General features: G+C 73.0%; 17 protein-coding genes and 1 pseudogene. 5 read left to right on the forward strand and 13 right to left on the reverse strand.

The features are described from left to right. Nucleotides 1-193 precede the first annotated feature (193 nt). Nucleotides 194-835 (forward strand): annotated as a pseudogene (locus ACIRST_RS32440) (aldo/keto reductase); the annotation flags it as partial. A 164-nt stretch (nt 836-999) separates the two neighbouring features. Here ACIRST_RS32440 and ACIRST_RS32445 read toward each other — a convergent pair. From ACIRST_RS32445 to ACIRST_RS32470, 6 genes are all read right to left on the reverse strand, one after another. After that, nucleotides 1,000-3,024 (reverse strand): sensor histidine kinase, encoded by a 2,025-nt coding sequence (locus tag ACIRST_RS32445; RefSeq protein WP_402806709.1) that lies wholly within the window; start codon nt 3,022-3,024, stop codon nt 1,000-1,002. A 482-nt stretch (nt 3,025-3,506) separates the two neighbouring features. Further along, entirely contained in the window at nt 3,507-6,308 is a 2,802-nt protein-coding gene (locus ACIRST_RS32450) for a hypothetical protein (RefSeq protein ID WP_402806752.1), read from the reverse strand. Nucleotides 6,309-6,313: 5 nt separating this feature from the next. Further along, a complete protein-coding gene (locus ACIRST_RS32455; protein ID WP_402806712.1) occupies nt 6,314-7,429 on the reverse strand; it encodes an AAA family ATPase in 1,116 nt (371 codons plus the stop codon). A 74-nt stretch (nt 7,430-7,503) separates the two neighbouring features. Beyond that, entirely contained in the window at nt 7,504-8,940 is a 1,437-nt protein-coding gene (locus ACIRST_RS32460) for a VWA domain-containing protein (protein WP_402806714.1), read from the reverse strand. Continuing rightward, nucleotides 8,937-10,355, reverse strand: coding sequence for a hypothetical protein (locus ACIRST_RS32465; RefSeq protein ID WP_402806755.1), 1,419 nt, complete (start codon nt 10,353-10,355; stop codon nt 8,937-8,939). Before ACIRST_RS32465 ends, ACIRST_RS32460 begins: the two co-directional genes overlap by 4 nt. Beyond that, nucleotides 10,325-10,828, reverse strand: coding sequence for a hypothetical protein (locus tag ACIRST_RS32470; RefSeq protein WP_402806758.1), 504 nt, complete (start codon nt 10,826-10,828; stop codon nt 10,325-10,327). Before ACIRST_RS32470 ends, ACIRST_RS32465 begins: the two co-directional genes overlap by 31 nt. A gap of 396 nt (nt 10,829-11,224) precedes the next feature. On the opposite strand from ACIRST_RS32470, the gene ACIRST_RS32475 reads away from it, so the two are divergent. After that, nucleotides 11,225-11,893, forward strand: a complete 669-nt coding sequence (locus ACIRST_RS32475; protein ID WP_402806717.1) for a glyoxalase — start codon at nt 11,225-11,227, stop codon at nt 11,891-11,893. A gap of 207 nt (nt 11,894-12,100) precedes the next feature. Here the strand turns inward: ACIRST_RS32475 and htpG are convergent, their stop codons facing one another. The 4 genes from htpG to ACIRST_RS32495 all read right to left on the reverse strand — a co-directional run bounded on the left by htpG (nt 12,101) and on the right by ACIRST_RS32495 (nt 16,142). Continuing rightward, on the reverse strand, nt 12,101-14,029 hold the full coding sequence (gene htpG / locus ACIRST_RS32480; protein WP_402806720.1) for a molecular chaperone HtpG: 1,929 nt from the start codon (nt 14,027-14,029) through the stop codon (nt 12,101-12,103). Nucleotides 14,030-14,222: 193 nt separating this feature from the next. Continuing rightward, nucleotides 14,223-14,918, reverse strand: a complete 696-nt coding sequence (locus ACIRST_RS32485; protein ID WP_402806722.1) for a type III effector protein — start codon at nt 14,916-14,918, stop codon at nt 14,223-14,225. 403 nt (nt 14,919-15,321) lie between these two features. Next, the gene (locus ACIRST_RS32490; RefSeq protein WP_402806724.1) at nt 15,322-15,795 is read right to left on the reverse strand and encodes a PH domain-containing protein; all 474 of its coding nucleotides are present in this window, start codon (nt 15,793-15,795) and stop codon (nt 15,322-15,324) included. Between the two features lie 83 nt (nt 15,796-15,878). Then, the gene (locus tag ACIRST_RS32495; protein ID WP_402806727.1) at nt 15,879-16,142 is read right to left on the reverse strand and encodes a hypothetical protein; all 264 of its coding nucleotides are present in this window, start codon (nt 16,140-16,142) and stop codon (nt 15,879-15,881) included. 374 nt (nt 16,143-16,516) lie between these two features. On the opposite strand from ACIRST_RS32495, the gene ACIRST_RS32500 reads away from it, so the two are divergent. The 3 genes from ACIRST_RS32500 (at nt 16,517) to ACIRST_RS32510 (ending at nt 19,353) form a co-directional block, all read left to right on the forward strand. After that, nucleotides 16,517-17,023 (forward strand): SigE family RNA polymerase sigma factor, encoded by a 507-nt coding sequence (locus tag ACIRST_RS32500; protein WP_402806730.1) that lies wholly within the window; start codon nt 16,517-16,519, stop codon nt 17,021-17,023. 42 nt (nt 17,024-17,065) lie between these two features. Further along, nucleotides 17,066-18,286, forward strand: coding sequence for a hypothetical protein (locus tag ACIRST_RS32505; RefSeq protein WP_402806733.1), 1,221 nt, complete (start codon nt 17,066-17,068; stop codon nt 18,284-18,286). A gap of 155 nt (nt 18,287-18,441) precedes the next feature. Continuing rightward, entirely contained in the window at nt 18,442-19,353 is a 912-nt protein-coding gene (locus ACIRST_RS32510) for a helix-turn-helix domain-containing protein (RefSeq protein WP_402806736.1), read from the forward strand. 463 nt (nt 19,354-19,816) lie between these two features. On the opposite strand, the gene ACIRST_RS32515 is transcribed toward ACIRST_RS32510, so the two are convergent. The 3 genes from ACIRST_RS32515 to ACIRST_RS32525 form a co-directional block, all read right to left on the reverse strand. Further along, complete coding sequence (locus ACIRST_RS32515) at nt 19,817-20,206, reverse strand: lytic transglycosylase domain-containing protein (protein WP_402806739.1); 390 nt, start codon at nt 20,204-20,206, stop codon at nt 19,817-19,819. A gap of 912 nt (nt 20,207-21,118) precedes the next feature. Beyond that, a complete protein-coding gene (locus tag ACIRST_RS32520) occupies nt 21,119-21,508 on the reverse strand; it encodes a zeta toxin family protein (RefSeq protein ID WP_402806741.1) in 390 nt (129 codons plus the stop codon). Between the two features lie 45 nt (nt 21,509-21,553). Further along, the gene (locus ACIRST_RS32525; protein WP_402806742.1) at nt 21,554-22,015 is read right to left on the reverse strand and encodes a hypothetical protein; all 462 of its coding nucleotides are present in this window, start codon (nt 22,013-22,015) and stop codon (nt 21,554-21,556) included. Nucleotides 22,016-22,638 lie beyond the last annotated feature (623 nt).

Raw genomic sequence — 22,638 nt, forward strand, 5'->3', positions numbered from 1 at the left:
CCTGACCCGCCGCTGGGCTTGGTCGTCCCGGCCGTCGCTCGTCGGTGCTCGCCGTCGGCCTCCGGCCGGCGCTGCCGTCCTTGACGGCCGTTCCGCAGAACTGGCCGGCCGCCGTGCCGATGCCGGTGAATCTGCTACGTGAGATCCCGGGCGCGGTGGACTTGCGTATCACTCCCGGTAGTCGGGTTAGTAGGTGACCCTGTTCGACATGGCCGAGGTCTACGGCGGTGGCACCGGTTCGAATGAGCGGCTGCTCGGTGAGGCCGTCAAGGGCTTCCGCGACGAGGTGATGCTGGCCACCAAGTTCGGCTACGACCTCGCCAGCCCCGGCGGTCTCGACAGCCGGCCGGAGAACATCCGCAGGGTCGCCGACAACAGCCTGCGCTACCTCGGCACCGATTGCATCGACGTCCTCTACCCGCACCGGGTCGATCCGGGTGTGCCGATCAAGGAGGTGGCCGGGACGGTGAAGGAGTTGATCGAGTCGGGCAAGGTCCGTTACTTCGGTCTGTCCGAGGCCGGTCCCGAGACCATCCGCCGTGCCCATGCCGTGCAGCCGGTCTCGGTCCTGCAGACCGGGTACTCCGTCTTCGAGCGGCACGTCGAGGACACCGTCCTGCCGGTCGTGCGTGAGCTCGGGATCGGGTTCGTGCCCTATGCCCCGCTGGGACGCGGCTTCCTGACCGGAGCGATGAAGCCGGCCGACCAGTACAGCACGGACGACTGGCGCCGACTCGACCCGCGCTGGCAGGGCGAGAACTTCCAGGCCAACGTCCAGGCCGTCGCCGCGCTCACCGAGCTGGCCGTATCCAAGGGCGTCACCACCGTCCAGCTCGGCAAGACGGTCGGCTGAAGCCCCCGGCCGGGGGCTGTCAGGCCACTCGTCCACGTACAGCCCCTCCCCGAGGCTTGAACTCGCCCAATCATCAGGGAAGTCGAGGACACTGTGACGGGGTGAGGCCGGCGGTCACGGCGCCGAGGTCCTGACGGCGGCCCGGGTCAGTCGGCCTGACCGCAGGGGAAGACGGCGCGGACGACGGCACCGACGGGGGCGTTACCTGCGGTGAAGGTGCCGCCGAGCTCTTCGACGCGCTCGGCCATGGAACGGAGGCCGACCCCGGACGTGGAGGCACCGATGGGGAAGCCGGTGCCGTTGTCGGCGACCTCGACGGTGACCCGGTCGGGGAGGGCGTGCAGGCTGAGCCGGACGGCCGTGGCACCCGCGTGGCGGACCACGTTGTTCAGGGCCTCACCGCTGATCCGGTACACGGCGACCTCGACCGCGGCAGAGAACACGGGCAGCGGGTCCGGGCACAGGTCGAGGGTGACGTCGAGCGACCGGCTCCCGAGGGTGTCCGCGAGCCGACGGAGCGCGTCGGCCAGACCCTTGCCGTCGAGGGGACCGGGACCCAGACCGTGGGTGATCTGCCGGAGCTCGGTGATCGCGTCGCCGATGCCGACGGAGGCCGCGGTAAGCGAGTCAGCGGCTTCGGAGTCATCGGGCAGGTCGGCACTGGCGGCATCGATCCTCAGGCGCAGGCCGGAGAGGGCGGGGCCGAGACCGTCGTGGAGGTCGTGGCGCAGCCGGCGGCGTTCCTCCTCGCGGGCCTGTACGAGTTGCTCGCGGCTCGCTCGGAGGTCTTCGTACAGGCCGAGCGAGGCGATCGCCGGCGAGGCCTGGTCGGCGAGCAGGCGCAGCACCTCGCGGTCCTGTCGGTCCAGCTCGGACTGCCCGGGGCGGGGCGGCACCAGCAGTTCGCCGATCTCGGCGCCCTCGTAGGTGAGCGGGAAACGCACGCCGGTCGGGTCGGGTGCCCCGATTCGGGCCAGCTCGCGCGGCCCGCTGCGGGTCCGGACCCGGACCGCGGCGGCGGGCAGTCCGAGGGCCTGCACCACGGTCCGGCAGAGCAGCGGTGGCGCGTCCGCCGGGTTGACGGCGTGGCTCATCCGCTCCGCCAGCTGCCGGATCAGCTGGTACGGGTGGGCCCGCTCGCCGTAGTAGTAGCGGTCCACGGCATGCCCCACCGTGTGGGCGGCCGGGCGCAGGAGCGCGCCCAGGACCGCCGCCGTCGCCACCTGCCACCAGCGCGCGTCGGGCCCGGTGTCGGGTAGCAGCCGGTGCGTCAGGTAGGCAGCGAGCAGGGCGCCGACGAACAGCAGCGCGCAGAACACGAACGCGACCAGGTATCGCCGGGTGGCCCGGTCCAGGGAGAATCGGCGGTCGCGCCGGAAGGCGGCGATCGGCACCAGCATCCAGGCGGCCTCGCCCGCCACGACAACCGCGTACGGCAGCCACCCGGGGGAGTCGGTGACGAAGTGCGGGACGGCGGCCAGCGCGGCCCACACCACGTAGGCGGTCATCACCGCCCACAGGTACGGGTGCGCCCCGGGCAGGCGCCACCAGCGGACCGCCGCCACCGTCAGGGTGAGCACCAGGCTCGCGGCGAACAGGTCGAAGGTGTACGGGCTGAGCCACCCGTCCAGCCAGCCGTACAGCGCGGTGTGGTGGAGCGGGTTCGGCAGGCCGTACCACTCGGGTACCCGGGCGGTGTTGGCGAAGGCGAGCAGGACGCTCCACCCGCCCACCAGCACGGTGACCAAGCGCCAGGCTCCACCGGGTAGCCGGGCGTCCGGGAGCCAGAGCGGGAAGCCCACCACCACGAAGGCGTTGGCGATGTCCGCGGCCAGCACCACGACCGCGATGACCCCGACGACCGCCGGCCCGGCACCGGCCAGCCCGGCTGCCAGTAGCAGCACCATGCGCAGCGACTGCAGGACACCGGCGGCCAGCAACAGTGCCCCCAGGGCCTGGCCGTTCCGGTTGACCACCAGGAACAGGCCGGCGAGCGTGAACGTCAGGCCGACCGCGACCCAGAGGCCGTCGTAGAAGTAGTGCTCGCTGACACCCGCCACGGCGGGGTGGGTGAGCGCGAGGAGCGACCACACCGCCGCGCACAGCAGTGTGGTCCCGGCTGCCGCGAGAGCCGTGGCGACACCGGCACCGCCGACCTTGAACCCTTTCATGCGCCATCACCTGCCTGACCCGTTCCATGCTGCTCGGCCCGTCGTCTCGGCCGTACGGGCCACCGGTCCCGTCCCCCGCCGGGGCGCGGCGGGTGGGCGTACAGCGCTGCGGCCGTCCACCGCGCCCGCCCTGCAACTGAACGCCACCACCCCGCTCCAACGGACTCGGCGCGCCGCGACCACCCTCACGAACGGCGCGCCGCCGGTGGCGACGACAACCGCGTTCGGCTGTGGCAACGGCACTCGTCATAGCTGCCTCCATGTAGCTGCCTCCATCCGCATACCGGCTCAAGGTCGCTTGTGAGCCTGTTGATGCTGATGGCGGCCTTGTGGCCGGCGCGGTCGACGGCGGGTCCGCGGGCGTTGTACTTGGAGATCGCTCGTTGGACGGGCGGCCTGTGGACAGGGGCGGAATGCCGCGTACGGCATTCCTGCCGCCCGTCCACGAGGCCCCCCGTCAGGCCTGGGAGGTCGGCCCTCGCTCACGCCGGATCGAGCAGCAGGGCCAGTGCGTCGGCTGTCGCGGGGTGCCGGGAGAGCAGTGCCGGGCCTGCGGGCGCCCCCTCGACCGTCCAGCCGTCGTCACACCCGAGCAGTTGCGCCAGGGCGTCGCAGGTGGCCGGACGCCTGGCGAGCAGTGCGGATCCCCGGCGGGCGGACGGCCGCGTGAGGGCGGCGGGTGGGCCTGCCGGCGCACGCCACGGCGGCACCCAGGCGTCCAGGTCCGCGAGGCGGCCGGGGAAGACTCGGCCGGCCTCGCGGGTCAGCAGCGGTGCCAGCTCCGCGCCGCTGCTGCGCAGCGTGGTGATCAGGACGGGCAGCCAGGGCAGCAGAACCCGGTCCGGCAACCGGGCGAAGGCGTTGGAGACCGCCTCCACGACGACGTCGACCAGGCTGGGCACCGGTTCGAGGGCGTGCAGGAGCCCGCTGAGGTAGCGCGGGCAGGAAGGCAGGAGCAGCGGGTTGTCGAGCAGTTCGTCGCAGCGTTCCCTCAGTTCCTTCCGGGAGAGCCTGCCGAGTTGGACCTGCGCGGCCCACAGCAGGGCGGTCTTGGCGGGCTCCTGCGGGTGGGACTGGGCGACGGCGAGTTCCAGCTGGGTGCGGTCGCTGCCCAGGGACAGGGCGAGGCCCTCCATGCCGAACAGGAAGCCGAGCATGGCGGCGACCTGGCGCACCGTCGCCGTTTCGTCGGTGAACGCGGTCGGGAGCAGGGTGCAGTAGTGCGCGTACCCGGTCTTCGCGAACTGCTCGATCCACGACGGCAGGACCGGCTCGCTCGTGCGGTAGTACGCGAGCAGCGTGCGGACCCGGCGCAGCACCTCAGGCGCGCCGTCGACGCTGCGCTCGGTGGACAGGACCTCCAGGGCACGGGTGCCGAGCTCGTCGGCGAGGCGGCGGCTGCCGAGGTACAGCGTGGCGTCCTCGACGGTCCGCAGGACCTCGGCGGCCGTCGCCTGCGGGGCGTTGGCCTCGCGGCGCAGACGCTGTTCGAGGACCTGCTCCAGGCTGACGCCCTCGTAGCCGAGCTCGATCAGGGCCCGCTGGTGGGTGCCGAGCGCGAGGTCCCAGGACTCCTGGACGGGCTGCTCGCCGAGCTTGCGCTCGCCCATGACCGGGCGGGTCGCACCGTGCGGGAGCAGGTGACGCAGCATCCACAGTACGTCCGAGCAGGCCTTGAGCCGCGGGTCGGACTTGATGTCCAGCAGCGCCCGCTTCACGCCTCGTGCCTGGAGGTTCAGACCGAGCGGGGCGAGCCGGTCGTGGACGTCGCGGGCGAGCGGCGGCAGCGACTCGTAGCCGACCTGGCCGATCCGGTCGCCGCCCATCATGATCTCGACCAGACGGCGGACGTCGCGCCGGCCGGGCACGCTGTCCTTCTCGATGCAGGTGACCGCCGCGTCCAGGAAGTCGTACGGCGTCGGCCTGGCCCGGTCACGCATGCCGGCGAGCAGGATGGACGTCTCGTACACGGCGATGGCGTCGGCGGTGGAGGCGAGGTAGCCGTTGCGGCGGGCGGCGCGCACGATCTCCACGGACCAGCCGAGCAGTTCCTGCTGGTCGAGGCGGTCCAGGACCGGCGGGCGCCGCAGGAACCCGGACAGCAGGTCGGTGGTGTCCGCCGCCGCCACCGGCGCCGGGGCGGCGGCCTTCCGTGCCCGTCCCGCCTTGGCGCCGGCCTGGCCCTTGAGCCGGTACGGCTGGACACGGGTGCGCTTGAGGTTCTTCTCCCACTGGGTGGCGGCGATGGACACCGATCCGCTCTCCAGGCCGAACTGCGCCTCGATGGCCGTGTGGCTGGAGGGGATCAGGCCGTACTGCCATGCGGTCGCCGTGCGCGGCGAGATGGTGAAGGTGTCGGAGGAACCGTGGACGCCGAACTCCTCGACCCGGCTGGCGGCGTGGAAGGCGCCGCAGACGTACACGCTGTCGGCCGGGTCGGCGCCGGAGGCTGCGAGGTACTCTCGGATGCGGGTCCACATGTACCGCTCGCGGTCCTCGTCGATCCGGACCCGGCCGGGGTCGCCGGGCGCCAGGCGGCGGAAGAGGCTGCCGATCAGGAACATGACCTGCCGGTAGGTGTCGTGGTCCGCGTCGCCGAGCGGCAGCTCGACGTACTGGTGCCACCACTCCGACCAGTGCCTGACCTTGCCGTGGCGCAGCAGGTGCTGCTCCAGTTCGGCGAACCGGGGCCGCAGGTCGCCGAGTTCCACTCCGACCGCGTCGCCGTGCAGCGCGGCCTCCGGCTCGGTGGGGGCGGTGCCGGGCACGGCGTCCTCGCGGGGCTGCCACTGGAAGACGTGGTCGGAGGACCGGTCGACGAGGATCAGCGCGACGCCCGGGGTCTCCAGCGCGTACGCGATGGCCTGGTACTCGGCGGAGGCCTCGGTGATCGGCGCGAGGACGGACAGCGGCGCCCAGCCGGCGGGGAATCCGTCGATGTGCGTGGCGAAGGCCTGGACGGCGACCGGCAGGCGGCAGTTGCGCAGCTCGGTGAGGAGCGGCGTCATGTCCTCGCACAGCTCCAGGAACACCGTCTTCGGCTGCTTGGCGCGCAGCCGGCGGGCCATGGCGGTGGCGGAAGCGGGGGAGTGGTGGCAGACGGGGAAGATCTCCAGCGGCTCGCGCAGCGCGCGGTCGACGTCGTCCACGAGTCCGTGGAGGATGCCGTCCAGCGTTCCCGGGCCGCCCGCGAACGTGGCCGCGGCGTCCTGGAGTTGGGCGCGCAGCGCGTCGAAGGTGCCGTGCGCGGGGTGCGCGCCGTCGGCGGACACCCGGGTGGTCACGTCGTTCACGCGAGCGCCTTCAGCGTGTCGAGGCCGGCCTCCAGGAACTCCGGCCACTCGCCGCCCTCCTGCCGGCTGCGCGGGCCGACCACGCCGGTGAGGTACTTGGTGAGGATGACCGAGTCCTCGGGGGCGCGCCGGGCGAGCGAGCCGACCAGCGAGGAGCCGAGGGTACGGGCGGTCAGCGCGCGCTCGCCGAAGAAGTTGCTGTGCAGGACGGCGTCCTCCAGCACGCCGATCTGCTCGGCGGTGGACAGCGCGGACTCCAGCTTCTCGTCGTCGCTGCCGGCCGAGGCGGCGGCGTCGCGCAGGTCGCCGAAGCTGCGCAGCAGCACGTCGAGCAGGGTGGGCGGCACCTCCAGGTCGAGTTCGTGGCGGCGCAGCAGCTCCTCGGTGCGGAAGCGGACGATCTCCGCCTCGCTGGCCTTGTCGGTCACCACCGGGATGCGCACGAAGTTGAAGCGCCGCTTGAGCGCGGAGGACAGGTCGTTGACGCCCCGGTCGCGGCTGTTGGCGGTGGCGATGACCGAGAAGCCGGGCTTGGCGAACACGATGCCGTCCTCGCCGCCCAGCTCGGGCACCGACACGTACTTCTCGGAGAGGATGGAGATCAGCGCGTCCTGGACGTCGCTGGTGGAGCGGGTGAGCTCCTCGAACCGGCCGATCGTGCCGGTCTCCATCGCGGTCATGATCGGCGAGGGGATCATCGACTCCCGGGACTGGCCCTTGGCGATCACCATGGACACGTTCCAGGAGTACTTGAGGTGGTCCTCCGTGGTGCCGGCGGTGCCCTGCACCACCTGGGTGGAGTTGCGGCACACCGCGGCGGCCAGCAGCTCCGCGAGCCAGCTCTTGCCGGTACCGGGGTCGCCGATCAGCAGCAGGCCGCGGTCGGAGGCCAGGGTCACGATGGCGCGCTCGACGATGCTGCGCTCACCGAACCACTTCTGCCCGATCTCGCGGTCCAGGCCGTCGGAGCGCTCGGAGCCGAGAACGAACGTGCGGACCATCTTCGGTGACAGCCGCCAGGTGGACGGCCGGGGGCCGGTGTCGATCGACTCCAGGTAGTCCAGCTCGTCGGCGTACTTGGCCTCGGCGGGGGCGCGGAGCATGTCGGTCATCGGGGTGGTCGCCTCTCTGTGGCGGGACAGGAATCGTCGGTAGGGGGCGGCGGGTGCGTGCGCCGGACGCCGGATCAGGTGAGGAAGGTCTTGAGCTCGTGGACGAGCTTGCGCATGTGCCCGGAGATCACCGGGGTGCCCTGGTCCTTGAAACGCTCGCGGAACCAGGGGTTGACGCTGCCGCGGCCCGAGCTGGTGACCGAGCCGACCGGGATGAACTTCACCCCGGACCGGTGCACGGCGGCCATCTGCCCGAACAGCTCCTCGCCGCGCCACTCGTAGAAGTCGGAGATCCACACCACCACGGTGTTGCGCGGCTCGGCGATCTTCGGCTGGGTGAGGGCCATGGCGACAGTGCCGTCGGTGCCACCGCCGAGGTCGGTGCGCAGCAGTGTCTCGAACGGGTCGTGGACCCAGGGGGTGAGGTCGACGGCCCGCGTGTCATAGGCGATCAGGTGGACGTCGACCTTGGGCAGGCCGGCGAAGATCGAGGCCAGGATGGTGCAGTTGACCATGGAGTCGACCATCGAGCCGGACTGGTCCACCACGACGACCAGCCGTTGCGGCGTGGTCTTGCGGGCAGTCTGCCGGTAGTAGAGGCGGTCGACGTAGAGCCGCTCGTCCTCCGGGTTCCAGTTGACGAGGTTCTTGTCGACCGTGCGCTTGAGGTCGAGGTTGCGGAACACCCGCTTCGGCGGCACCGAACGGTCCAGCTCCCCGACGGTGGCCTTCTCGACCTGGGTGCGCAGCACCTCGGCGACCTCGTCGACGAACCGCCGGATCAGCGCCTTGGCGTTGGCGAGCGCGGTGCCGTCGAGGTTGCCCTTGTCGCGCAGCAGCTGCTCGATCAGCGACATGCTCGGGGTGAGCCGGGCGGCGAGCGTGCTGTCCGCGAGGACCTCGCGCAGATGCATCCGCTTGACCAGGTCAGCTTCGAGGGCGGCGAGTTCGGGGCCGATCACGGGGATCAGCGCCGACAGGTCCGGGCTTGCGGCGCTGCCTGACCCGGCAACCGGGCCGGCGGCCCCGGGCCCCGTCCCGCCTGTGCGCCCGGCGCGCAGATCGCCCGGACGCAAGCCCAGAGCCCGTTCCAGCCATCCGGCGTCGCCCTGCCAGCGGGACAGCTGTCCGGCGGTCACCGTGCCGGTTCCGGTGGCGAAGGTGTTGAGGAGGACCTTGGAGAACAGCGCCGCCCGCCGCACCTCGGCGGCGCGGTCCCGGTCGCCGTCGGTCGTGCCGGCGTCGGCCGGGTCGGCGTCCGGCGCCATGAGGCCGTCGAACCCGGCTGCCAGGCCCGGGTGACGCTGGACGAGGGAGTCGACAGACGTGCGCGGGTCGAGCAGGCCCGCCGGCAGTGCGAGGTCCTCCACGACGGCCATGCTCGCCGTCTCCAGGGCGGGCTGCTCCACGGGGTCGAAGAGGTTCGCCAGCAGGCGCCAGTAGAGGACCTGGCGGCGGTTCTCCTCCGGCGTCACGGCGGGGCCGGCCTGGAGTATGGGGTCGTCGGTCATTTCCGCAGCAGCCTTCCGGCGCGCTCGCGCAGCACGGCCACGGTCTCGGTCGCGGCGGCCTCGGCCTTGGCGGCCGCCTTGTCGGTGGTGCCCCCGGCCCACGCCCCCGCGTGCACGGCCACCGTGCGCCGCTTGACCGGGGTCTCCACCGCGAGCGGCTGGAGCCGGAACGCCCCGGCGTCCCAGCGGAGCAGACCGATGCACGCGGTGGACGCGGCGACCGCCTGCGGGGTGAGCGGCCCGGCCGCCGGGACGCGGCCGGTGTCGACGGTCACCGGGTGGCCGGCCAGCGTGAACACCGGACCACCTTCCTCCTCCTGGACGGTGTAGTTCTCCAGGAGAACGGGTTCGGCCAGCCGGACGGGGTGCCGTTCCAGCGGCGCGACCGCCGCGCCGACCGCGGTGGGCAGCACGGCCCGCGCGGTGGCGAACGGGTCGGCGGCCCCGGCCGACCGTGCGCATCCCTCGTGCCACAGCAGGTCGCCCTCGGCTGTGACCGGCATGTCGGTCAGGTCCATCGCCAGGCCCTCACCGGCCGCGGCGAGCAGCGACAGGCGCGGGCGCAGCAGCTGCCACACTCCGGCGCCGACGACGCTGTCCGGCTTGGGGACGGACACGGATGCCCGGACCAGGCGCGGCGCGGAGCCGTCGGCCGGCTCCAGCACCGCGTGGACCTGCGCCTGCGCGGCCGTGGCGTGCTCCTGCAGGTCGACACCGAGCGGCAGCAGCCGGCCGGTCACCGTCCCCGCAGCCCCGGCGCCGGCCGCACCCGGGTGCGTCAGCAGCATGGCCCGCGACCAGAGATCGGCCCACCGACGTGCCGGGACCCGGTCCAGCTGCGCGCCCGGGCACGACGCGGCGAGTTCGCCGGCGAAGCCGTCGAGCAGCACCCCGAACCGGCGCAGCCCCGGATCCGGGAGCATCGCGGAGACGACCGGAGCGGCGCCGGAGACGATGTCGTGGTCCATCCCGCGCCAGCCGGACCGGGCGAGGTCGGTGAGCCAGGACCGGGCCGCGGCGAGCAGATTCGGCGAGCCCGGCAGGCCCGGTCCGGAAGCCGTCCACTCGCCGCGTGTGCGGCCGGTGGCCTCGCCGACGGTCGCGGCGAGTGCGTCGTGGGCGGCGCCCAGTAGCGCGGTGCGCGCGGCGGCGAGCACCAGCAGGTGCTCCTCGTCGGCTGCGCCCGAGGCCGCCCGGTCGGCCGCCTCGGCGACGCGCGCGGCGAGCGGGCAGCCGGTGAGCGCGTCGGCCAGCCGGCCCAGTGCTTCGGCCTGGGTGGGCTGGGGCCGCAGCAGGCCGGCGGACAGGGCCCGGTCGAAGGCGTCGACGACGGCCAGGGCCTCGTCGAGGCCGTCGACCGGTGCGGACAGGAGGTCGGTGCGCATCACGCCACCGCCCCGGCGGTCGGGAACCAGTGCATGTCCGGAAGGGGCTCGGTCGCCGCGTCGAACTCCAGGTATTCCAGGTGGTTCAGGAACCGGGCGAACACCGAGGCCGCCGGCGAGCTCCCGGCCTTCGCCGGGCGGGCCGCAGCCATGACGCGGCCGATCTCCGCGGTATCGGGCTCCGCGGTGTCGGTGTCCACCCGCAGGTAGCGGACGACCCGTGGGCCGCCGAACTGCACCACTCCCTCGGCGATCAGGGCGTGGAGGTGCTTGCAGTAGCCGCCGTGGGCACCGCCGCAGGGGCGGTTGTTGTTGGTGCTGCACGCGAACTCGAAGGTGCCGGCCGCGATCGACGACACGTAGACCCGGCCGATGTCCGAGCCGCTGGAAACGACGCCTTGCAGGCGCCCGTCGGCCAGCTGGACGAACGGTACCTTGGCGAGCTTGCGCGGCCGGGCGGGTGGGACCACCCGGGCCGTGCTCGATTCCTCCCAGGCAGGCAACAGCACACCAGCTCCTCAGGATGACAGGGGGATTCACGCCGCATCGGAGCGGCGTTCGTGCTGATCAACATAAGGCCGCCCACTGACACGGCCGCCGGAGCGCGGCTTCCGGCAGCCGTGGGCCCGCCGAGGCCCGAGGCCTCGCCCCCGTCGGCACCTGTGCGAGGTTGCTGCGGTTGCGTCCGTGTCGGTCCCGCGCCGCGTTGCGCAGAACGGCGCGGTCATCGATCCTGCGAGGCCACCTCGCCACTCCCACCGGAGGCGTCCTGGCAGGCGAGGGCATCCGCGGCGACATCGGCGGTGGCGTCCGCGCGGCGCAGCAGGGGACGGGGGCCGGGCCGGACCGATCAGGATTCGAGAAGCCCCGGGCGCCGGGCCGACCGTAGCGTGACGGACATGGGAAACAACGAAACCACCGCGTCCACCGTGTCCCTCGCGTCCGTCACCCTGGAGGTGGCCGACACCGGGGACGCCCACCGCTTCTACACCGCCTTCGGCGTGGACCGGCACGTTCGCCTGCGGGAGTCCGGGGCGCCGTCCACCGGGTTCCGTGGCTTCGCGCTGGCGCTCACCGTGGCCGGGCCGGCCACCGTCGACGCCTTCCTCGCCGCCGCCGTGGGCGCCGGCGCCACCGTGATCAAGCCCGCGACGAAGTCCCTGTGGGGCTACGGGGGTTCCGTCCAGGCACCGGACGGGACGGCCTGGAAGGTCGCGACCTCGGCGAAGAAGGACACCGGCCCGGCCACCCGCGAGATCGACGACGTCGTCCTGCTGCTCGGCGTCGAGAACGTCAAGGCCACCAGGGAGTTCTACGTGGGCCGTGGCCTGACCGTGGCCAGGAGCTTCGGCGGCAAGTACACCGAGTTCGCCCCGGGTGAGGCCGGCGCCGTCAAGCTGGCGCTGTACAAGCGCCGCGCCCTGGCCAAGGAGGTGGGCGTTCCCGTCGACGGCACCGGCTCGCACCGGATCGTCCTCGGCAGCACCGCGGGTTCCTTCGCCGACCCGGACGGGTTCGCCTGGGAGGCCGCGGTGCAGGCCGCCGCCGGCCCGTCCGCACGGTCCTGACCCGCGACCGACCTCCACCGGAAGCGGTGTGAACAAGACGGCAGCCTCCGGCGCAGTCCCGGTGTCCCGGCCGTGACGGCCCCCCTCCCGGACGCTCCGGCAGGGGGACCGCGGGCACTCGCGCCGCGCCGACGCGGCAGCAGGAGGCGTGCCGGGTCCGGCCGCAGGGCTCCTCGGCCCCGGCGGACGTGCGCCCGTGCGCGGCGGTTACAGGGTGCGGGAGAGGCGGTCCGTCAGGAGCCGGGTGAAGCGGGCGGGGTCGGGCAGGTCGCCGCCCTCGGCGAGCAGGGCGCTGCCGTGGACGAGTTCGGCGGTGTCCGCGAGTGCCGGGTCGTCGGGCTTCGCCCGGTGGGCCTGGTGGAGGGCGGTGACGAGCGGGTGGCCGGGGTTGAGTTCGAGGATGCGCTTGACCGGCGGGAGCTCCTGGCCCATGGCCCGGTACATCTTCTCCAGGGTGGGGGTCAGGTCGTGGGCGTCGCCGACCAGGCACGCGGCGGAGGTGGTGAGCCGGGTGGACAGGCGGACCTGCTTGACGTGCTCGCCCAGGGTGGTCTGCAGCCACCCGAGGAGGTCGGCGAAGTCCTTGTCGCGCTGGGCCTTCTCGGCCTTCGCCTCGGCGTCGGCGTCGGCGTCGTGGTCGAGGTCGACCTGCCCCTTGGCGATGGACTGGAACCGGTGGCCGTCGAAGGCGGGGACCTGGTCGGTCCAGACCTCGTCGACGGGGTCGGTGAGGATCAGCACCTCGTAGCCCTTGGCGGCGAAGGCCTCCATGTGCGGGGAACTCTCCACCGTCTGACGGTTCTCGCCGGTCAGGTAGTAGATGGTGTCCTGGCCGTCCTTCATCCGCGCGACGTACTCGCGCAGCGTGGTCGCCTGCTCCGGGTCGTTCGTCGAGGCCGCGCGGACCAGCTCCAGCAGCGCGTCGGCGTTGTCGCGGTCCTCGATCAGGCCTTCCTTGATCACCCGGCCGAACTGCTCCCACAGCTCGGCGTAGGCGTCGGCCTTCGCGGTCTGCATGGTCTTCAGCGCGGTGAGGACCTTCTTGACGAGGCGCCGGCGGACGGCGGTGATCTGGCGGTCGTGCTGCAGGATCTCGCGGGAGACGTTCAGCGAGAGGTCGTGGGCGTCGACGACGCCCTTGACGAAGCGCAGGTAGTCCGGCATCAGCGCATCGCAGTCGTCCATGATGAACACGCGCTTGACGTACAGCTGCACGCCCCGCTTGGCGTCGCGGGAGAACAGGTCGAACGGGGCGTGCGCGGGGACGAACAGCAGCGCCTCGTACTCGAAGGTGCCCTCGGCGCGCATGTGGACGGTCTCGGCCGGGGGGCGCCAGTCGTGGCTGATCTGCTGGTAGAATTCGCTGTACTCGGCCTCGGTCACCTCGCTGCGCGGGCGGGCCCACAGGGCCTTCATCGAGTTCAGCGTCTCCGGGCCGTCCGCGGCCGCGTCCCCGGCGTCCGTGTTCGCAGCGACGGGTTCGGCGGCCATCCGGATGGGCCAGCGGATGAAGTCCGAGTACTGCTTGACGATCTGGCGGATCTTCCGTGCGGCGAGGTAGTCGCCGAGCCCGTCCTCGGTGTCCGCGGGCTTGAGGTGCAGCGTGACGGAGGTGCCCACCGGCAGGCCGTCGGCCTGCGCGACGGTGTAGGTGCCCTCACCGTCGGACTCCCACGTGGTGCCCTGCTCGGTGCCGGCGCGGCGGGTGCGCAGGGTGACCTTGTCGGCGACCATGAACGCCGAGTAGAAGCCGACGCCGAACTGCCCGATCAGGCTCTGCGCCGCCTCCGCGTCCTTGGCCTCCTTGATCTTGGCCAGCAGACCGGCGGTGCCGGACTTGGCGATGGTGCCGATGAGGTCGACGACGTCGTCCCGGGTCATGCCGATGCCGTTGTCCCGCACCGTCAGGGTGCGGGCCTCCTGGTCGACTTCCAGCGAGATGTGCAGGTCGGACGTGTCGACGGCGAGGCCGGTGTCGGTGAGGGATTCCAGGCGGAGCTTGTCGAGGGCGTCGGAGGCGTTGGAGATCAGCTCGCGCAGGAAGATGTCCTTGTTCGAGTAGATCGAGTGGATCACCAGCTGCAGCAGCTGGCGGGTCTCCGCCTGGAACTCCAGCGTCTCGGTCGGGCTGGCCACGGGTGGCGTCTCCTTCAGGTGTACGGACGGGAAAGGGTTCGGTTCGGTCCGGGCGACTGCCGGCCGGGTGTGTCGCGCGGCCGGACCCGGTCTTCGGATGCGGTCGAGGGCTGGTGGGACGGCGCGGGGCGGGTCCGCGGGTCGGGTCCGACACGTCCCGTGCTCTGCGGGCCGCGGCCCGGCGGGCTCGCGGTCACTGGCCGGTGGAGGGTCTGCGCCGCTGCCGACCGCTGTCGGTGCGCAACTGCTCGGTCCGGGCAGTGAGTTCGTCGAGGCGGGCCGCGATCGTCGGGTGATCCGCCGCCAGGAGGGGCCGGGTCTCGGCGAGCGGGGCGAGCAGGCGGGCGGGGTCGTGGTGGCCGAGGGCGTCCAGCAGGCGCCGTACGGCGGGTGCCGCCGAGGTGGCGAGGCCGTCCAGGGAGCTGATCTGTCCGGCGAGGCGGCGCAGGTCCGCGGCGTTGGCGCGGGCCCAGGTGATCACCGCGCGGTCGGCGGCGCGCCGGTCGCGCGCGGCCCGGACGCGCTGCTCGCCGGTGCTGCCCACCTCGGTGCCGGCGTCGCTGTCGGGGCGCATGCGCAGGTAGCGGCGCTCGGCGGCCTGGCGGCTGCGGACGCCCATCGGTTCGGCGAGGTCGGCCCAGGTGGCACCGGCGCCGCGGGCGGTCTCGATCAGGCCGGTCTCCCAGCCGGAGAGTTCCTCACGGAGGTGGCGCAGCATCAGGAGTGCGGACAGGGCCTGCTGCGGGTCGCTCCGGCGCGCGGTGTCCGCGGTGTCCGCAGGTGCGCGGCGGGCCGTGCGGGCGGCGGCGGCCATCGTGCCCAGCGCGGCGGCGGCGGCCAGGAACGAGGCCGGCCCGGTCCCGGCCGTGCCGGTGTCCCGCACCGTCATGCCGTCGCCCTTTCGTTGACCTGCCCCATGTCATCGCATGGACGACATGTTCCGAGCGAGATGGTACAACGCCGTGTCGCGCCGCACCGGCCCCCGCCGCCCGATCCGCAGGGCGCCGCGCGGTCGGCCCGGGGCGGCCGGCGGCCACGGACCCGCAGCAACTTCCGAGAGTTCCCACGACGCCGGCCCGTCGCCGAGAACGGGGACATCGGGGCCGCGACGACCGACGGCGGAGCCGCCTGCGAGGGGGCTCAGAGGCGGTCTTCCCCGTCAGGCAGGAGTCCTCGGAGTGAAGGCGGCAGGGGCGGCCGACTTCCGGGAGGGGGTGGTCTTCCCCGTGGCGGCGGTGCCGAACGGGCGTGCGCCGGCCCGTCCGGCGGCAGGCACTGGGCTCATCCCGAGTTCAGTCGGCGTCGCCGCGGCGTTCGGCCAGCAGCGTGTTCAGCCGTTCCACTTCGCGGTCTACCAGGACGTGCTTGTCGTCGACATAGGGGAGGTGGACCTTGCGGCCGTCGGCACGGAACGCGTAGGTGAGGAACGCCGGCGCGCCGCGGCCCGTGTGCGCGTTCGGGTTGGGAGCCTTGCCGAACTGCGTGATCTCGGCCCAGGGCAGCCGGCGGCGGCGTATCAACCCGCGGACGGTGATCCCGTCGGCGGTGACCAGTGTGCCGGCCCGGGCGACGCCGACGATCACCAGCAGGCAGAAGCCGATCACCAGCAGCGAGCCGATCGCCTTGGTGGACGGCGCGAACTCCTTGTCGCTCCAGATCGGCAGCAGTGCCCCGAAGGACAGCAGCAGGATGGTGAGCGCGAGCCCCCCGACCCGCGTCGTCGCCACCCGGTACTCGTGAGGGACTCCCAGTCGACCGTCGCTCATCCCGCCCACCCCTCGATCCTCTTCGCCGGTCCGCCGTCATGGTCGACGGACGGTCGAACTCGCAGTATAGGAGCGGGAGTTGCTCACCGACAGGCCACCGCCGGGATGGCCGGCAGAACGGCCGGGGCACGGTCGTGCCGGTGGTGACCAACCACGACCTGCGCGAGCTGCTCTGCCTCCCGGCCGTCGCCGATCACCGCTCGCAGCGCAGCACCGAGGAACTCGCCGGCGACCAGGTGCTCGGCGGGCAACGGTTTGCGGCGTGCCAGGCGGGTGTGGATGCCGGGCAGGGCCCGGCCGTCGTTCGTGGCGGGCCGGGGCGGTGGCCGGGCAATGGGGTGCGGCACGCACCGTGGGTGCCGATCCTGTCAGGGACCCGAGGCGGGCCCTCCCGTGGGGCCTGGTCCCGCGGTGCGCGGCGGCGAGCGCGGCACCGAGGCTTTGGACGCCGTCGCGCAGGAGAGCGTGGAGCGGCGCCGTACGAAGACTGCGCCGGCGCACGGCTTCAGACAATCGGGCCACCGGCCGAGGACGAACGCACGGGCACTGGCCGACCGGCGAGACCGGACGGCCAACCGCCACCGGCTGCGGAGTCGGATCCACCGGATCTTGCCGTAGCGGGCTCGGGCGGGCCGACTTCGACGTGGGGAGTTCAGGGCCGGTCTGCGACACCTGCGAAAATGCGTGCGACGTAACCCAGCCCCCATCGCGTTAGAGAGGCATGGACCGCACAACCACGCCGGAATTCGAGGAGTTCGCCGCGGCACGGGGGCAACACCTGGTCAGGACCGCCTTCCTGCTGACCGGCGGCGACGCGCACCTCGCCGAGGACCTGACTCAGGAGACCCTTGGCAAGCTCTACGGGAAATGGCGCCGCGTGGCGCGCCTGGACAACCCAGGCGGCTACGCACAGACCGTCCTGGTCAACACCTTCCTGTCGCACCGCCGGCGTCGCAGCAGCACCGAGCATGTGACCGACACCATCGCCGAGGCCCCGGTCACCGACCCGGACCCCTCCCTGCGCCTGACCCTGCTGCGGGCACTGGGTGAACTGCCCGCGCAGGACCGGGCCGTCCTCGTCCTGCGCTTCTGGGAGGACCGCAGCGTCGAGGAGACCGCGCACGCCCTCCACCTGAGCGCCGGCGCCGTACGGTCGCGCAGCGCCCGTGCCCTGACACGGCTGCGCGCCGTGCTGGGCACGGAGCTGGACGACCTCGCCCGCTCCTGAACGACCGCGCCCACACCCACGAACGAGATGAGGAGTAACGGCATGTCCCTTGACGAGGAGTTCGCGGACCTTCTGCGCGACGCGGCCGACCTGGCACCCGTTCCGCCGGCGGCCGATCTTGCCGGCGGCGCCCGCCGGCACCACCGGCGGCGCCGGCGCCGCCAGGCGGTACTGGCCGGTGTCGGGGTCGTCACCGCGGCCGCCGTCGTCGTTCTGGCCGTACCGCTGCCCGGCACCGGCGGCAGCGGCACCGCGGCGCCCGCCGGGGGGTGGCCCGAGCAGATCACCGCCCGGTTCATGGCCGACACCCTCACCTCCGTCCTGCCGCCCGGCCAGGTCGGCGCGGCCGGCGGCTACGGCGTCGGTGACGGGCCCGTCCCCGACCTCCCGCCGTCCGCGCACCTGCTCTACGACGACGGCAGCGGAGCCGGCATGGTGACCCTGTCCACCGGCCGCGTCGCCCTGCCGATCACCGACGCCACCTGGGGCACCCAGTGCGCCGACCCGGTCGAGACGCCGAGCGAGGGCTGCGAGCGCACCGTCCTGCCGGGCGGGGGCATCGTGGTGGTCGACAAGCTGGCCCCCGACGCGCAGGCCCAGGTCCGCAAGTGGCAGGCGACCTACACCGGCACCGACGGACGCCAGGTAACCATCTGGGAGGTCAACTCCGCCAGCTTCGGGCCCCCGCTGACCCGCCCCACCCCGCCGCTGACCAGCGCACAGCTCGTCGCGGCCGTCACCAGCAGCGCCTGGGACCCGGTCTTCGCCAAGCCCGCCCCGGGCACGGCGCCAGACACGGCCGACACCGCTGCTCCCGCGCCCGCGCAGATCCTCGCCACCGCCACCACCCTGCTGCCATCCGGCACCCGCACGGACACCGGCGCCGAACAACACACCCCTGGGCAGGCTCACCTCGCGCTCACCCTGGACGGGCGCACCAGCATGCTCGCCGTCCACGTGCAGCCGCGCCCGAGCGACAATGCCGCAGTGGCCCGCGAACGCGATGCGTTCGAGAAGGACACGTCGGGCACGCTCACGCACACCCCGGACGGGTCCAGCGTGCTGGTGCGGGAGACAGGCGCGACCAAGACCGGCGGGGGTCCGACGCTGCGGTGGAGCGTGGAGGTGCTGCACCCCGACGGCACCAAGGTCCTCACGTCCGAGTGGAACGGCGCCAGCGAGGCCCAGGCACTGCCGGGTATCCCGGCACTGACGGTCGACCAGCTCAAGACGATCGCCACCGCCCCAGCCTGGCGGCACTGAGCCGCCCGCAAGTCGCGTGACGGAAAGGCGTTCCTGACGTGCGGAGCACGACCGTGTCGTCCGGCCTGAATCCGACGTGCACCGGAAGCGCCGGGCGTCGGGGCGGATGGGATCGGCGAAACGGGTCACCCGGACGTAGTGAAGATGACCGGGGAGTGCGTGATCGCACGGGGAATCAGTGTCCGCGGGCCGAGGGGGCCGAGGGGGCCGGTGTTCGAGAACGTCGACGTGGACGTGCCGGCCGGGGGGCTGCTGGTGGCGCACGGGCCGGGCGGTTCCGGGCGGACCGGGCCTCCCAGGTCGCCGCCGGCAGCCGGCAGATCAGCCAGGCCGTCACCCAGATCGACACCGCCGCCGACGCGCTCACCGCCGCCGTCAGTCGCCAACTCACCGCCACCGCCGCCGCCTTGGTCACCGCCGCGCAGGTCACCGCCCAGGGCACCGCCGACGTACACACCGCCGCCGGACTCCTGGACGGCCTGCGCGCCACCACGCACTGGGCCCACACCGACGTGCTGGCCGCCCGCTTCCCGCGGGTGGCGGTCGACCCCGACGTGCTCTACGTCGACAACGGCAGCGTGCTCACCTCCGCGGGCAAGGCTGCGGCCCTGGACCTGTGCCTGCACCTGGTCCGCCTCGACCACGGCGCCGCCGTCGCCAACACGGTGGCCCGCCGTCTGGTGGTCCCGCCGCACCGGGACGGCGGGCAGGCCCAGTTCGTCACCACCCCGGTGCCCGCCCCCGAGAGCCACCCGCTCGCCGACCTCCTCCCGTGGGTGCTGGAGCGCCTCGACCAGCCGCTGACGGTGGAGGACCTCGCCCGGCAGGCCCGGATGAATTCGCGCCACCTCGGCCGGCACTTCCGGGCGGTCACCGGCACCACGCCGCTGCAGTGGCTGCTCGCCCAACGCATCCGCCACGCCCAGGAGTTGCTGGAGACCACCAACGACGGGATGGAGCGGATCGCCGACGCGACCGGCATGGGCACCGCCACCACGCTGCGCCGCCACTTCCACCGCACGGTCGGCGTGCCCCCCGACACCTACCGTCGCACGTTCCGCTCCTGACGCGCCGCCGGGCCGCCGGCGCCTGGAGCACCGCCGAGACCCGCTCCCGTCCCCGGTCCGCCGCCACGATCCCGGCACTCGTCTCCCGCCTACCGCGGTCACCACGCCGTCGATCCCGACCCCGACCCCGGGAGCTCCCCCGCGAGCGGACCTCGCCGGCCGTGAGCCCGCGTAGCAGTGCCGGGCGCGGTCACCCGGGTGGGGTCGGTCCGCCGGCGGGCCCGCAGCACGCCGTCAGGCGGGGTCGCACTCGGTCACTCGGTACATATGGCCCACCGGTCCCACGGTATCCATCGGTCCCGGAAACGGCGGAGGGGCCCGGTGCGCGTACCACGCGCACCGGGCCCCTCCGGGGCCGGCCCCGTGCGGCCGCGGGCTCGGCTCGTGCCGTCGTCGTGGCTCGTGGGGCGGCCGGGTCGAGCGGCGGATCGCCGGGGTGCGGCCGATCCGTTGCCGAGCCCGGTCAGTAGTTGTGGTGGATCTGCCAGTAGGCCCAGGCCTGGTTCGGGCTGCCGTAGCGGCCGTTCATGTAGTCGTAGGCCCACTTGATCTGGGTGGAGGCGCTGGTCTTCCAGTCGGCGCCGGCGGAGGCCATCTTGTTGCCGGGCAGGGCCTGGCCCAGGCCGTAGGCGCCCGAGGAGGCGTTGGTCGCGGTGACGTTCCAGCCGCTCTCGTGGGAGATGATCTGGCTGAAGGAGGCGAGCTGGTCGGCGGGGACGATGCTCGCGGCCAGCTCCTGCGGCGTGGTGGCCGAGGCGGCGGTCGGGACGACGGCGGCGCCGATGACGGCGATGCCGGCGGCGGCGGTGAGCAGGGCGGCGGACTTGCGCATGCGGGTGGCGATCACGGGCATGTGGGAGTTCGACCTCAATCATGGGGGTGCCTCGTCCCGCGGCTCGGCCGACCCGGGAGGGCCGGCGGGCGGGAGTCGGCACCGGGGCGGTCACGGATGGTGACCGCCGGCGGAAGGTGCGGCAGTGGATCGGACCACCGCCGCAGCTGGCGACTCAGCCATTGTTAGCGGGCTCGGGGCCCGGCTCCAAGGGGTGCCCGTTACGACGCGGCGTCGTAGTGCGGCGGGGTGAACGCGCCGGTGGAAGACGGCCCGGCACCCGTCATCCAGGCGTCCAAACCTGGGCGAATTCAGACTTTTCGGACGATTTGCAAGGTCTCGACCTGCGACAACACCGGAGACCCTGCGGTAGCGGCGGGGGAGCGGCAGCGACGGAGGCGGACGGCCCGGCCGCGGTGACCGGAACCGGTGAACGGCCCACTAGGAAGGGTAGGAGGTGCCCGGGGCGCGTGACGACCGTCACCGGGCACCCCCCTCCGGCACTCTCCGGGAAGCGATCCGGCTCACACCGTGGTGACGTTCGGTAGCCGTCCGATGGCACCCGTGCGCGCCCGCACCGCCGAAGTCCGTGTGACCAGGGCGGAAGGATGGACGACCCGGCCGCCCTCACCCGCGAGCCGCACGTCGTACTGGGCCCTCATCGCCCGCGCCGACCGCACGCCCGTCCCGACCACGAGCGGGGCGCTGAGCGGCGGAGACATCCGCACCGGGTACACCGGTTTCTCCTACGTCGCCACCGCCACCCCCTGGATCGCCGCGCTGAAGGCGGCGTCCGAGGGTGGACCGGCCGCGCCGGCCGAGCCCGTGCCCGCCCGGCACGGAGGAGCAGCAGAACACCGCCTCCTGGTCGGTGCAGGGGCGCGCCTGCTCCGCGAGCAGGGCCGGCGCCGCCGCCGGGTGATGGGGGTCGGTTCAGGTCGGCCGGCTGCGGTACGGGGCCGTGGTGTCGCGCCGCATCACGGTGATCTGGTCGACGGCCGCCAGTTCCTCGGCGGTCGCGACGGCGGCGAGCAGCACCAGGTGGTGGGTGTCGTGGCCGGCCGCGGTGGCGAACCGGGCGGGCAGGCCCCGCGCGCTGAGCCGGGCGTACCGGTGGGCGGTGCCCCGGCGGGAGTCGGCCGCGCGCACGGCCGGCACGAGCAGCTCCACCTGGTACCCGGCCCGCCGGAACGTCCGTGCCTCGGCGGCGAACTTCGCGGGGTCGGCGGGGGTCGTCCCGACGACGAGGCTGCCACGGCGCTCGCGCACACAGGCCTCGGACTTCGCCTGCCAAGCCCGGTAGTCGGCGCGGATTGGCTCCAAGCCGGGACGGCCCGCCGATCCGGCGAGCCGTCCCGGGGATTGGCGTCAGTACCAGTTGGTGCAGGCGATGTTGTACCCCCACTGCGGGTTCGCGTACGGGCTCCCCGCCCATTCGGCGGCCGAACAGGCGCGGTACCACACGCCTCCGTCGTCGTACTTCACCGGCAGGGTGTACCAGCCGCCAGGGCCCACGTACCGCCGGTCGAGGAAGCTGTTCCAGGTCCGGCCGCCGTCGAAGGACTGGTCGTAGTAGAACGCGACGTTGCTGCTCCCGGCATACAGCCAGCCGGTGACGTAGTGGTGGCCGTCGCTGCCGACGTACTGGCTGATCTCGACCGTGTTGGTGTTTCCGCCGAGGCTGTAGGTGGCGGTGTTCCACACACCGCTGGTGAGGGCGGAGCCCACTGCGGGCTTCGCCGGTGTGGTGGTCTCAGCCGACGCGGTACCGGCCAGGGGCGCGAGGAGCAGCCCGACAGCTGCGGCAAGTACGGGAAGTCTCTTGATCACGCTGCGGCTCCCTGATCTCGTCCGCGCCCGGCTGGCGCGGACAGGCCGTCCACCGTCGAAGTCCTGCGTGGCCTCGAAAAGGTCATCGTGTCCGGACGGACCGAAGGTGGGCCGCCCTACGGGGGAGGCTTCAAACCTCCACATGCTGCGGGAGCGGTGACGCGATCGTGGTGAGCGATGTGGAAAAGGCGCCTGTCAGGCGTCAGGTGGGGATCAGGAAGGCGAGCACAAACGGAGCGTTCTACCGCTCCGCGCTGCATCCCCTCCTCCTGCGCATCATCGCCTACCTGATGCGCTGGATCCGCAACAAGTACAGGCGGCTCCGGACGTTCAAGAAGGCCCGCGCGGGTGAAGACTCGCCACCGCAGCGGCGCTCGGCCCCGGCGACCCAGCGCGTGCACAGTGCGCAGTCGGCGCCGAGGAGGGGCAGCGGCTGCCGGAGGTTGTGCCGGGTGCCCGGGTGGCCGTCCATGTCGTGCCTCCACGGGCTGTCGGTGCCGCGGTGCGTGGTTCCCGCCGGGCGCCACCACCTGAGGTTCCCCCGACGTGCGGAAGGTTGCCGGAGATGGCCTGATGGGCCATGAGAAGGGAGCCTCTGCCATGGCTGCACCGATGAAGTACCC

The organism is Kitasatospora sp. NPDC101447, assembly GCF_044767225.1.
Lineage (GTDB): Bacteria > Actinomycetota > Actinomycetes > Streptomycetales > Streptomycetaceae > Kitasatospora.